Below are 13,110 nucleotides of genomic sequence, written 5' to 3'. Positions count from 1 at the left end.
TTCAACCACAAACCTAACTTGACTAATAAAATTATACTCTACTTTTTGCTCCAGTCAATACGTTAATTTTTTTTGCTCCATTTTTCAAAAGTTCTGAACAGCATCCAAAAGCTGTAGCACCAGTAGTTAAAACGTCGTCTATTAACAAAATTTTTTTATTTTTTATAATTTTTTTATTGCATACCTGAAAGCTTTCTGACATATTACTCCATCTCTCTGTTTTATCCAATCCTATTTGATCCTTTGTTTCCTTTATTTTGTCTAGACAGCATATAACAGGCTTATTAGTATAATTCCCCAAACTGTTCGCCAAATATTCAGCTTGATTATATCCTCTCTTTTTCAATGCTTTCTTAGTCATAGGTACGTATGTAAAAACATCGAAATCAATGTGATTATTAGCTATAATATTTCTCATACACTTTGCTATAACATCTCCAGCTTTAAAAGAACTCTTATACTTTAATTTTATTATAAGTTCCATCATCGCTCCAGAATAATAAGCACTACTATAGCATTGAATTTTTTTATCATCATATCCAATCTCAAAACTGTCTTTACAAACTTTTATATTGCTTTCACAAGCTTCACATATGTTTCTATCATTATATATATCTTTTTTACATAGTATACATCTTTCATCTCCACAATATATAAGCCCTAGTACACAATCTAATAAAAATTTTAAATTTTTAGTAATCCCATGTTCCATGCTTCCCTATTAAAATTGCTAGTTATACTCTTTGCTTTCTCAATCTCTTCTGTCTCTATATTGGAAACCAGTATAACCTCCTCTTTTAAATCTTTTTCACCTCTTCCAACACTTCCACACAAGTAAACAAATTCTTTATAAGTAAAGTTAACATCATCTGCAAAATATACTATTAATTCTGAATTTTTTGCATTTAATGCAGTTTCTTCAAAACAGTTAGTTATTAATATTGAGTTTTTTGTCTGTAAAAACTTATAGATCAATTTCTTATTCGATTCCCCTTTAGCAAAACATACCACATCCTGTGCTAAACTTTTACAATATTTATGCATATATAAAGCTACCTTATCTATTTTATATTTGCTAGGTACATATATTATTGTCTTCTTGCCTATACTTATTGACCATTTTAAATAATCGTATACCAAAAAAGGCATTTCTTTATTCATATTCAGTCTAGTAAGTATACTCCTCGGTTCAATTATTAATCCTTCATTTTTAGCAGGCAAAAATACCTTTTTACTATTTTCAACTATACTTTCTATAGAATATATTATAACTTTACTATCCTCATGAGTTAATTTGCTAATTAATTTGCATATCTCGTACTTATTGTATAATGAAAAACTACTTATATCATCATATATGACTAATTCAAACTTATCTTCCAACTTTGATGCATTTTCAAAATTACATATCTGTAATTTACAATTTGAATTACTTTTACATCCTTTCACATAGCAATAATCCGTAAAATGCGTATACTTTTTTATATTTTTTATTATATCCACATTACCCATTTTTTCATTAGTAATATAAATAATATTTTCATTTTGTCTTATGTATTTTTCAATAATCTCCAGGAAAATCTCAGTAGAATTATAAGGAACTGAGATACAGTTTAAAAAAATATCTTTAGTACCGCTCCATTTTACTATATTCTCACTTATTTTTTTTCTCTCATTAATAAGACATGATTCATTCCACAGTAGCATTTGTTTCACTCTCCATTATATCCATTATTCTATATTTTAATAACGAATACCTTTCAAAGCTTTTATTATTATTTATCATAAAGTTCAAAGCTTTCAAACTCCCAACAAGTATTACCATCTGTTTTGCTCTAGTTATAGCTGTATACAATAAATTTCTATTCATAAGCAGCGGCGGACCCATAAACATAGGTATAATAATTACTGGGAATTCACTACCTTGACTTTTATGTATGGTTATTGCATAAGATAAATCCAGCTCATCTAAGTACATACTATCATATACAACTCTTTTTTCTTCATCAAACACAACTACCACTCTATTTTTTTCTTCATCTATGTCTTCTATATATCCAAAATCGCCATTAAAAACACCCATACCGCTTTCCTTGTTTTCTTCTGAAATGCCTTGCCATTTTAAAGTATAATTATTTTTAATCTGCATCACTTTATCTCCTACCCTAAAAGTCATGTCTCTAAACTTTTTTTCTCTCTTATTGGGACTTTTAGGATTTAGAACTTGCTGAAGTTTTCTATTTAAATTTGATACTCCTAAAACTCCCTTTCTCATAGGAGATAGTATTTGAATATCCTCTATTTTATTCCAACTACTATTAAAACTTGGCAACCTTTTATCTATTAATCCTACCAATGTATCTAATATATCCGAAGGATCCTGACACTTTATAAAATAAAAATCTTTATTCTTTTTATTTAAAATAGGCATCTCTCCAGAATTTATCTTATGAGCATTAACTATAATCATACTCTCTTTTGATTGCCTAAATATCTCTTTTAATCTAACTACTTTAATACATTTGCTGTCTATAAAGTCTCTTAGCACATTTCCAGGTCCTACAGATGGAAGCTGCTCTGCATCCCCTACTATTATTAACCTAGTTCCCATAGAGACAGCCTTCAATAAGTTATTCATGAGCACTATATCTATCATAGAAGCCTCATCTATAATAACCACATCGCATTGTAGTGGTGATTGCTCTCCTCTTGAAAAAAATAAAGCTTCTTCATCGCTTCCCACTCCCATTTCAAGAAGCCTATGTATGGTCTTTGATTCTCGTTTTGTAGATTCTGACATTCTCTTTGCTGCTCTTCCCGTGGGAGCACCCATTAAAACTTTAAGCTTTGCCTTTTCAAATAATCTAATTATGCAATTAATTATTGTAGTTTTACCTGTTCCAGGACCTCCTGTTATTATCTCCACTCCATTTTCAATTGCCCCTCTAATAGCTTCTTTTTGAGAAACAGCAAAATTCATATTATTTTCCTTCTCAAAATCTTCTATCTCTTTATCTATATTAAAATCCATATCCTTATATTTAGTAAAAGCTAACATCAATATTTTTCTAGTTACACTCAATTCGCAATAATAATAGGTCATAGAAAATACACATACTTTATCTTCCCACTTCTCCAATTTTATTTTTCCATTTACAGAACTTTCATATATGTTTTCTTCCAGTTCTTTTTGAGTTATATGGAGTATGTCAACACCTTCTTTTATAAGGTTATCTATAGGCATATACGTATTTCCCAAGCTGCAAAACTTATTCACCAAATACCTTATTCCACTTTGTATCCTAAATGGAGAATTATTCTCTATTCCAAGGCTTCTTGCTATCTTATCTGCCGTTTTAAAACCTATACCACTTATTTCTTCTGTAAGGGTATATGGATTTTCTTTCACAATACTTATAGAATCTGCTCCAAATTTTTTATGTATTTTAACACACTGACTAGGAGTTATTCCATAAGTTTGCAGAAATATCATTATATTTCTCACTTCATTTTGTTTAGAATAGGACTCCTCTATTAAAGCTATTTTTTTTGCTCCTATACCTTCTATTTCTTTTAGTCTTCCTATATTATTATCCAATATTTGAAGGGTACTTTCACCAAACTTCTCTACTATTTTCTTTGCTGTTACAGGACCTATTCCCGATATTATTCCAGAGGCCAAATATCTCTCTATGCCAATAGTAGTATTAGGTATTATCTCTTCAAAAGTCTGAACCTTAAATTGATTTCCAAACTGAGGATGAAGAACCCATTCCCCTACAGCCTTCAAATTTTGTCCTTCAATTATATTAGGTATACATCCTACTATAGTTACTACATCTTTATTTTCTCTTATTTTAGCAACTACATACCCATTATCTTTATTTTGAAATATTATGCTCTCTACAATTCCTTGTAATTCTTGCATAGAATCTCTCCTACCCTTATTTGCAAACAAAATCATATATTTATAAATAATTATACCACATTAAACTTTGTCTTAATCCAACATACTAAAAAAGCTCTATATCATGTTACAATATAGAGCTTTTCATTATTTACATATATTTTTTTATTTCTTCAACTTTATCTAATCTTTCCCAAGGTACATCAATATCAGTTCTTCCAAAATGTCCATAGGCCGCAACTTGCCTGTATATAGGTCTTCTAAGATTTAAATCTTTTATTATAGCAGCTGGTCTCAAATCAAATACCTTATTTACTATATCTACTATTTTTTCTTCTGGTATATTTCCTGTACCAAAAGTATCTACAGTTATAGATACAGGCTTTGCTACACCAATAGCATAAGCAAGTTGTATTTCCAACTTATCTGCAATACCTGCAGCCACTAAATTTTTTGCTACCCATCTTGCAGCATAAGCAGCAGATCTATCAACCTTGGTTGGGTCTTTACCAGAAAAAGCACCACCGCCATGTCTTCCATAACCACCGTAGGTATCTACTATTATCTTTCTTCCTGTAAGTCCAGAATCTCCCTGAGGACCTCCAACAACAAACCTTCCTGTTGGATTTATGAAATACTTAGTTTTATAATCTAAAAACTCTCGTGGTACAACAGGTCTTATTACATTGTTTATTATGTCTGTTTCAATTTGTTTTCTAGTTACCATTTCGTCATGCTGAGTAGATACTACTATGGTATCAACTCTAACTGGTTTATTGTCTTCATATTCTATAGTAACTTGAGTTTTTCCATCTGGTCTTAGATAATCTAAAACTTTATCTTTTCTAACTTGTGCTAATCTCTTTGCAAGTTTGTGAGCAAGACTTATTGGCATAGGCATATATTCTGGAGTTTCATTTGTAGCAAATCCGAACATCATACCCTGATCTCCAGCACCTATAGCTTCTATGGCTTCCATTGCACCTTCCTTGGCTTCTAAGGCTTTATCAACCCCCATAGCTATATCCGATGATTGTTCATCAATTGAACTTATTACTGAACAAGTATCGCAGTCAAATCCATATTTAGCTCTAGTATATCCTATTTCTCTTACAGTATTTCTAACTATTTTTGAAATGTCAATATAACAATTGGTTGATATCTCACCCATAACCAAAACCATACCTGTAGTAGTTGCAGTTTCACACGCTACTCTTCCATAAGGATCTTGTTCTAGTATGGCATCTAAGATAGCATCTGAAATCTGATCACACATTTTATCTGGATGACCTTCTGTAACCGATTCAGATGTAAATAGTTTTCTCATTTTCTATACCTCCCATGTAAAAAATATTTTTCTTACAGTAAATGAATTACTCTTACATTAAATTCGAATTCAAATCCTATATTCACAATACAAAACTGAAATGCCAAAAGTGGCATTTCAATAAAAAAACCTCTTCGATAAGAAGAGGTTAAATAACTTAACTACTCTCTTATCTTGCAGAAACCTGCAGGAATTGGCACCTTGGTGACTTTCACTGGTTGCCGGGTTTCATAGGGCCTTGTTCCCTCCGCCTCTCTTGATAAGAGCTATAATATAATTTTTCATTTGTTAAGATTATACAATCTTTATAAAACAAAAAACACCTAAAAGTGTCTTTATATTTATGGTGGAGGAAGATGGATTCGAACCATCGAAGTCACTGACAACAGATTTACAGTCTGCCCCCTTTGGCCACTCGGGAATTCCTCCGCATTTGGTGCTGGCAGTAGGAATCGAACCCACGACCTACTGATTACAAGTCAGTTGCTCTACCTGCTGAGCCATGCCAGCTTATTCTATTATTATTCTAAATGGTGGGCACAATAGGGCTCGAACCTATGACCCTCTGCTTGTAAGGCAGATGCTCTCCCAGCTGAGCTATGCGCCCTTATATTTATGGTGGAGGAAGATGGATTCGAACCATCGAAGTCACTGACAACAGATTTACAGTCTGCCCCCTTTGGCCACTCGGGAATTCCTCCATGTTTGGTGCTGGCAGTAGGAATCGAACCCACGACCTACTGATTACAAGTCAGTTGCTCTACCTGCTGAGCCATGCCAGCTTATTTTATTATCCTACGTTCCTTAAAACAAGAACGCACTCAACGTAAATTAGTATACAGTTTTATTCACTTATTATCAAATTTAATATATGATTAAATTTTAATATTACATATCTCTTTCTCCATATTTCTCTATATTTCTTTCAAAATCATATTCACTTAATTTAGCTTTAATAATTTATATAAACTCATCATATAAATTATATATAGTGTTCTTCGCAAGTACATACATAAAAGAAGGTGAATATATTGAATAAAGCAAAAACTAATTATAAAGATCCCTTAGCATATTACAAACTTGCCTATTTTTTAAAAAATTACATTAATAACGATACCATAATTGTATGTATTGGTACCGATAGATATATAGGGGATTGCCTGGGTCCCCTAGTAGGTACACTTTTAAAATGCAAGCATTTTCCTCTACCTGTCTACGGTACAATTTCAGATCCTATACATGCTTTAAACATTGAAAGCAAACTGAATAAAATAAATTTACTTCACCCGCATAAAAATATTATAGGAATAGATGCTTGTTTAGGTGATCTAGAAACTATAGGCGATATTCAAGTAAGAGACTTTCCCGTTCATCCTGGCAAAGGTGTAGGGAAATCTCTCCCAGATGTAGGAAATTCATCAATAATAGGTATAGTTGATTCAAATAGCAATGAAGACTTATTTAATAATACTAGCAGTAATATACGTCTTAATTTAGTTTTAAGTATGGCTGAAGTAATACTTTATTCATTAATTCATTCATATTACCTATATTACAACAATATTTTTATTGATATTTAACTATATCTAACATTTTAGTGTCTACAAGAAAATTAAAATCTAACTTATTAAAAAATACATAATACTAAATAAGTTAGATTTTGTTCTTTGTTTTAATCTATTAATGTTATATCATCGCCACTAAAAACTACTTCCATTTTGTCTAAATATTCAAGTACTTTGCCTGTACCTAGTGCTACACATGATACTGGTTCTTCTGCAACATAAACGGGTACATTAGTTACTTTTTGTATTAAATTACTCAATCCATTTAAAAGTGCACCTCCACCAGTCATAAAAATACCTTTATCAGCTATATCAGCTGATAATTCTGGTGGTGTTTTTTCCAGTACTGCACGAGTTGTATCTGCTATAGAATTTACAGTTTCTTTTAGTGCTATTCTCATTTCCGCAGAAGATACCGTTATATTTTTAGGAAGCCCTGTAATTAAATCACGACCTCTTATTTCCATACTTACTTCTTCATCTCTATCAAAAGCAGATCCTATTTTTATTTTTAAATCTTCCGAAGTTCTTTCACCAATCATCAACTTATGTTCTTTTCTTACATATTTCATTATGGCTTCATCGAACTTATCACCTGCAACTTTAATGGAAGACCTTACAACTATTCCTCCAAGTGAAATTACTGCTACATCAGTTGTGCCTCCACCTATATCTATTACCATATTTCCACTTGCCTTAGTTATATCAATACCAGCTCCTATAGCTGCTGCTAGTGGTTCTTCAATTAAAAACACCTTTTTTGCACCTGCATTTTTAGCCGCATCAATTACAGCTCTTTTTTCAACTTCAGTAGCTTCACATGGAACGCAAACAACTATTCTTGGTGAAGATATTCTATTTTTACCACAAGCCTTGCTTATAAAATACTTCAACATTTTTTCCGTTACATCATAATCAGATATAACTCCATCTTTTAATGGACGAATGGCAACGATATTACCAGGCGTTCTACCTATCATCTGCCATGCTTCTTCTCCTACAGCTAGTACTCTATTTTTTATCTTATCTATGGCAACAACTGAAGGTTCCTTTAAAATTACCCCCCTGCCTTTAATATAAACAAGTACGGTTGCTGTACCTAGATCTATTCCCATATCAGTTCCTATACTAAAAAACATTCCCTTTTCACTCCTAATCTCCTCTGCTTTTCAAACTAAAAGGTAAATTTATTTACCTTTATTATCATATCATATTCTAATTATAATAGGAATGTTTTTAGCCTTCAATAGCTTTATATTTCATTTTGGTAGCCTTACCACCTCTTATATGTCGCTCTGCCTTATTATAATCTAATATGCTCTTAGCTTCCTGAGCAATTTGAGGATTTATCTTAGGTAACCTTTCTGTCATATCCTTGTGTATAGTACTTTTACTTACTCCAAAAACCTTAGCCGTTTTCCTTATTGTGGCCTTAGATCCTATTATATATTTGGCAACTTCCAAAACCCTTTCTTCAATATAATCTTTCAATTTTATTCAACTCCTTTTTACAGTTACCGTTTTACAATCAACAATTGATGATGAAACTTTACATTATATATCCATAAACGTATTTACTCGTATTTATCATTAAACTAAATAATCTCTGCTAATTACTTGTTCCTATATATTTATAAATATGCTGGTTAATATTTTAAAATTCATTGTGTATGGGCCATTTCTCCATAAAATTCTAAGAAATGGCCAAATATTAGTATTTTATATATTTACCTGGGTCAACAAATTCTTTTCCTTTCAAAACAGCAAAGTGTAAGTGATCTCCATATTTTTCATAAGCTGATCTCAATGTGCTTTTCCCAACTACTCCAATAACGGCTCCTTTTTTTATAGTTTGACCTTTACTAACTTTCACACTTGGATCTAAGTTAGAATAAACTGTTTTTAATCCATTTTGATGATCTATAATGACTTCTACTCCATCCTGTGTTGCTGTATTTACTGATTCTACCTTTCCATCCATAGCTGCGAACACGGGTTTGCCAAGTGGAGTTTGTATATCATATCCTAAGTTTGGCCTATAAGTTGCTGTAGAATCCCAATATACTGGATTCTCTGAATAACCTCTTGCAATATTACCCTCTACTGGCTTTTGAAAGGAAGTGCTTACTGAGTTAGATACTCCCTTCGATGCTTCATTATTAGATACATTGGATTTTGCCTTATTATCCTTTTTTACTTGAAGAGCATTGTTATAATTGGAAGAAGGCTTTTCATTTGCCTTTGCTGTTTCCCTAATTTTTTTCTGCTCTACAGCCTGACTTTTTTGAAGCTGTGCACTTTGATTTTTATTATTTCTTGCTGTTATTACTGCCGCTGTTACTGCAATGCATAAACATATAAACAGTATTACATAAAAGCTCTCCTTTTTTAAAAAGTTGAATGCTTTGTTAAAAGATTTTTTGTTCATAATAACACCTCCTTTTTGTAGTTTGTCCAGAGAATAGAAAAAAATACATATTTTATGAAATTTTTTTACAAAAAAAAGAGGAATTTTCCCTCTTTTTTACTTAATATCTATTTAATGTATTCTAGTAACATACAATTAGCTGATATAATTATTATTTTTTAAATAAGTTTACATTTTCTAGACTAGTTCCCTCATAATAATGAGACAATATATTCTTATAGCTTTTGCCACTTTTGCCCATATAATTAGCTCCCCACTGGCTCATTCCAACTCCATGTCCATATCCAGTGCATTGAATATACACACCATCTTTAAAATCTATACTAAAGTTTGCCGAATTCAATCCCATAATAGTTCTAAATTTCGTACCAGATATAGTAACAGCACCAAGTTTAATTTCTTTTACAGAGCCACTTTCATTTTTACTTTTTATAACTATCTGGTTGGGTAAGTTTTCAGAAGATAACCCTGAATTAGCATAACTTGAGTTTACCTTATTTATGAACTCTACATATGACATTTTCACTGAAGTTTTATATTTTCGTGCACTTTCTTCTCCTGGACTTTCTACGCTCTTTAAATATCCCTCTGCTTCTCCAAATACATCTTCTGAATTTTCAGTTTTTCCTGCACTTACTGCAAAATAGTAGGGCTCCATCACCAATTTATTTTTGTAAGTCAGTACCTGTCCTGAAGTAGCTTGTACTGCATCTACAATTTTGCTCCAATACTTATCCCCATCTCTCTTAGGCCAGTTTTTCATTCTATCTTCTTTATTAACAAACACCTGGCACTTGACTGTATCACATACATCTGCACCTGTATTGCTATTGTATTTTTTGCCTCCATACACTTCCATGTGTGCAGTTGCAAAAGTTCTAGACGCCACAGCCTGTGCTTTAAGCGCTTCTTCTGAAAATTCGGCAGGCATTTCAGCAGCTACTACTCCTGTTACATATTGCTCTAAATCCATTTCTTTTACTGTATTTTCTTTAGTTATGTACACCTTTATTTTTTCTGACTTGGTATCCTGTTTTTTTAGTATTATATTTTTTGACTTTATTAGGAATTGAGGTAAGTTATCATATTTTTGGTTTCCCATTCCCACCATAAATAAAGAGAGTACAATTACAAATAATGTACCCATAAACACTAAAATAATAAATTTTTTTAAAAAGTCTAATATATCACCCTTCATATTTTTCTCCTGTTAGGCGTTTCAAAGAAAGTAACAAGTGATTTCTTTGAAATGCCTTATATATATTTTGAACTACAATATTATATTTTTATTGCCGTATCTTATAAAATATTCCAATAAAAAAACAAAGAAAAAATTTTGTTCTAATCTTCTCTTTGTCTAATAATATATATAATAGGAGTATTATTCATTTATCCTCTCAATATCAGCTCCTAGTGCTTTTAATTTTTTTTCAATATCTACATAACCCCTATCTACATGGTATATATCTGCAATTTCTGTTTCACCTTCTGCTACTAGCCCACAAAGTATAAGGCTTGCACCAGCTCTTAAGTCCGTTGCTTTAACTTCTGCTCCAGTAAGTTTTTTTACACCTTCTATAACGGCACTTCTTCCATCTATCTTTATGTTTGCCCCCATTCTTTTCATTTCTGCTACGTGCATAAATCTATTTTCAAAAATAGTTTCTGTTATTATACTTGTACCCATAACGGTACATAAAAGTCCTGTCATCTGTGACTGCATATCAGTTGGGAATCCAGGATAAGGCATAGTTTTAATATCTACAGGTCTTAATTCATCTCTTCCATCTACAATCAAGCTACTTCCTTGTGAGCTTATATGAACTCCAACTTCAGTTAACTTGGCGATTATAGGTTTTAAGTATTCTTCATTAGCACCATTTATTTTAATCTTGCTTCTAGTTATAGCAGCTGCCACCATAAAAGTACCAGATTCTATCCTATCAAATATTGGTCTATGAGTACTTCCCTTTAAGCTTTTTACTCCTAATATTCTAATAGTACCTGACCCTGCACCAATAATATTTGCCCCCATGCTATTTAAAAATTTTGCCAGATCCCTTATTTCGGGTTCTTCTGCTGCATTCTCTATTATAGTTTCTCCTTCTGCCATTACTGATGCCATCATTATATTTTCTGTAGCCCCCACTGAAGGAAAATCTAGATATATTTTATCTCCTATCAATTTCTTAGCACTTGCTTCTACATATCCATGACCTACATTCACCTCTGCTCCCAAGGCACTTAAGCCCTTCAAGTGAAGATCTATAGGTCTAGTTCCAATATTACATCCCCCTGGAAGACATAATCTGAACTTTCCAAACCTAGCTATCATAGGACCCATTATTAAAAATGACGCCCTCATTTTTTTTACCAATTCGCTGCATGGATTGCAATCTTTTATATTAGATGAATCTATTATGACTTTATTTGTATCTTTGTCTATATTTATATCTGCAGATATGCTCCTCAATATGTCACTTATTACAAAAACATCTTCAAGCATTGGTACTTTTTCTATTACGCATTTATCTCCACTTAAAATGCAAGCTGCTATAATAGGCAATACAGAATTTTTAGCAGTACTAATATTTACTTCCCCATGCAGTTTATTTCCTCCCTTAACTACTATTTTACTCATAATGTTCCTCCATTCTATAATTGCTAATATGTTACTTAATTTTTGTACCGCCTTATAAGTTACATTTAACAAAAACATCCATATTATATGATTCCTAATATGTCACCATTATTTCTGGAGTTCCCATAATTATATAAGTGCCCGTATCATATTTTACAACAGCATAGTTAAAATCTATTAAACCTGTGACACTTTGTATTGGCTCATACTTATGGGTATAAGCAGTAGAACTGTATCCTTCCTCTAAAGCTATAGTTTTAATGTCAGATGTACCATAGCATTTTAAAATATTTTTAACTTTACTATTCACACTACTTACGTCTTGTTTCTGAGTTTTTGCCTTTACATATTCAAAATACTTACACTTTTCTTTTCTATCACCTAGAGACCTATCTATCATACTTTTCAAATCCTGTAATTTATACTGACTGGATTTTCTTGTAATGTTAACTGTAATGATATTATAATTTTCATTTTCTACACCTTCTACATAGCCCTCTTCATAATATCCATTAAATTCTATACAATAAATTTTATTATTTCTCCACACTTTTTTGTTACACTCACTATATCTCATTAATACCTTAAATATTTCATCTACAACCTTTTCCTTATCAGTAAAAGTATTAAAAGTAGCCATAATTCCACACTCCACTGGGGTACTGTTAGTCTTTTCTAATATGTTTTTAAACATATCTGTTTCCTTTACATTAGAAACAGATTTTTGGAATAAGGTAGATCTTACACCCAAATTATCTCCTGAAGCACAAACATAATATTGAAAAGAAAATACAAGAACCAATAAACAGCTTAACATTTTTAGTTTTTTCATATATATTTAGTTCTGCACAAAATTAAGCAGGACATTTTCACCCCCTTCTATTTCTCTTTAAAAATTATGGACAACTTTCCCTTTTAATATTCAATAAATTCCTACTTAGTTTAAGCTGCTAAATTTTATTTGATAGTCTTTTTTCTTTGTACTAGAAAACTGACTATTAGTATTTCAAAAAATAAAGATTCCATAGGAGGGACCTATATTAGTATATAAATTTAAATAACAAAATGTGAATATTTTTAGATATAAAAAAAAGCACTATCCAAAATCATTATTTTGAACCGACCCCCAAAAGTTAGACCTAAAATCTAACGATTGGAGGTTGGTTTTTTATTGGCAAAATATAGTTTTGAATTTAAAAAGAAAGTAATTGAAGCTTATCAGCGTGGTGAAGGTGGTTATTC

Annotated in this window: 11 protein-coding genes, 5 tRNA genes and 1 riboswitch; of the genes, 1 reads left to right on the top strand and 15 read right to left on the bottom strand. The window is 31.5% G+C overall.

Going from position 1 to position 13,110, the window contains the following annotated elements:
• Positions 1 to 31: 31 nt before the first annotated feature.
• The 9 genes from CLCOS_RS14335 to CLCOS_RS14295 all read right to left on the bottom strand — a co-directional run bounded on the left by CLCOS_RS14335 (position 32) and on the right by CLCOS_RS14295 (position 6,016).
• A complete protein-coding gene (locus tag CLCOS_RS14335; RefSeq protein WP_063555574.1) occupies positions 32 to 712 on the bottom strand; it encodes a ComF family protein in 681 nt (226 codons plus the stop codon).
• Positions 685 to 1,707 (bottom strand): hypothetical protein, encoded by a 1,023-nt coding sequence (locus tag CLCOS_RS14330; RefSeq protein ID WP_063555573.1) that lies wholly within the window; start codon positions 1,705 to 1,707, stop codon positions 685 to 687. The genes CLCOS_RS14335 and CLCOS_RS14330 overlap by 28 nt, the downstream gene beginning before the upstream one ends.
• Positions 1,691 to 3,928 carry an SF1B family DNA helicase RecD2 gene (gene recD2 / locus CLCOS_RS14325; protein WP_063600984.1) on the bottom strand — a complete coding sequence of 746 codons (2,238 nt, stop codon included), beginning with the start codon at positions 3,926 to 3,928 and terminating at the stop codon, positions 1,691 to 1,693. Before recD2 ends, CLCOS_RS14330 begins: the two co-directional genes overlap by 17 nt.
• 130 nt (positions 3,929 to 4,058) lie before the next feature.
• Positions 4,059 to 5,234: a methionine adenosyltransferase gene (metK, locus tag CLCOS_RS14320; RefSeq protein WP_063600985.1), complete on the bottom strand. Its 1,176-nt coding sequence runs from the start codon at positions 5,232 to 5,234 to the stop codon at positions 4,059 to 4,061.
• A gap of 166 nt (positions 5,235 to 5,400) precedes the next feature.
• A riboswitch (SAM riboswitch) is annotated at positions 5,401 to 5,500 on the bottom strand.
• 78 nt (positions 5,501 to 5,578) lie between these two features.
• Positions 5,579 to 5,663, bottom strand: a tRNA-Tyr gene (locus CLCOS_RS14315).
• Between the two features lie 5 nt (positions 5,664 to 5,668).
• Positions 5,669 to 5,744 (bottom strand) — tRNA-Thr (locus CLCOS_RS14310).
• A gap of 21 nt (positions 5,745 to 5,765) precedes the next feature.
• Positions 5,766 to 5,841, bottom strand: a tRNA-Val gene (locus CLCOS_RS14305).
• A gap of 9 nt (positions 5,842 to 5,850) precedes the next feature.
• Positions 5,851 to 5,935 (bottom strand) — tRNA-Tyr (locus tag CLCOS_RS14300).
• 5 nt (positions 5,936 to 5,940) lie between these two features.
• Positions 5,941 to 6,016, bottom strand: a tRNA-Thr gene (locus tag CLCOS_RS14295).
• Between the two features lie 249 nt (positions 6,017 to 6,265).
• Between CLCOS_RS14295 and yyaC the strand changes: the two genes are divergently transcribed.
• Positions 6,266 to 6,814 carry a spore protease YyaC gene (gene yyaC / locus CLCOS_RS14290; protein WP_063600986.1) on the top strand — a complete coding sequence of 183 codons (549 nt, stop codon included), beginning with the start codon at positions 6,266 to 6,268 and terminating at the stop codon, positions 6,812 to 6,814.
• Positions 6,815 to 6,906: 92 nt separating this feature from the next.
• Here yyaC and CLCOS_RS14285 read toward each other — a convergent pair whose 3' ends face one another.
• The 6 genes from CLCOS_RS14285 to CLCOS_RS14260 form a co-directional block, all read right to left on the bottom strand.
• A complete protein-coding gene (locus tag CLCOS_RS14285; protein ID WP_013236940.1) occupies positions 6,907 to 7,938 on the bottom strand; it encodes a rod shape-determining protein in 1,032 nt (343 codons plus the stop codon).
• 97 nt (positions 7,939 to 8,035) lie between these two features.
• On the bottom strand, positions 8,036 to 8,290 hold the full coding sequence (gene spoIIID, locus CLCOS_RS14280; protein ID WP_013236939.1) for a sporulation transcriptional regulator SpoIIID: 255 nt from the start codon (positions 8,288 to 8,290) through the stop codon (positions 8,036 to 8,038).
• Between the two features lie 220 nt (positions 8,291 to 8,510).
• A complete protein-coding gene (locus CLCOS_RS14275; protein WP_063600987.1) occupies positions 8,511 to 9,227 on the bottom strand; it encodes a M23 family metallopeptidase in 717 nt (238 codons plus the stop codon).
• 151 nt (positions 9,228 to 9,378) lie between these two features.
• Positions 9,379 to 10,425, bottom strand: a complete 1,047-nt coding sequence (gene spoIID / locus CLCOS_RS14270) for a stage II sporulation protein D (RefSeq protein ID WP_063600988.1) — start codon at positions 10,423 to 10,425, stop codon at positions 9,379 to 9,381.
• Between the two features lie 183 nt (positions 10,426 to 10,608).
• Complete coding sequence (gene murA, locus CLCOS_RS14265) at positions 10,609 to 11,868, bottom strand: UDP-N-acetylglucosamine 1-carboxyvinyltransferase (RefSeq protein WP_063600989.1); 1,260 nt, start codon at positions 11,866 to 11,868, stop codon at positions 10,609 to 10,611.
• A gap of 94 nt (positions 11,869 to 11,962) precedes the next feature.
• Positions 11,963 to 12,700: a YwmB family TATA-box binding protein gene (locus CLCOS_RS14260; RefSeq protein WP_063600990.1), complete on the bottom strand. Its 738-nt coding sequence runs from the start codon at positions 12,698 to 12,700 to the stop codon at positions 11,963 to 11,965.
• Positions 12,701 to 13,110 lie beyond the last annotated feature (410 nt).

It is taken from the genome of Clostridium coskatii (assembly GCF_001675205.1).
Lineage (GTDB): Bacteria > Bacillota > Clostridia > Clostridiales > Clostridiaceae > Clostridium_B > Clostridium_B ljungdahlii.
This window is presented reverse-complemented; position numbering and strand designations above follow the sequence as displayed.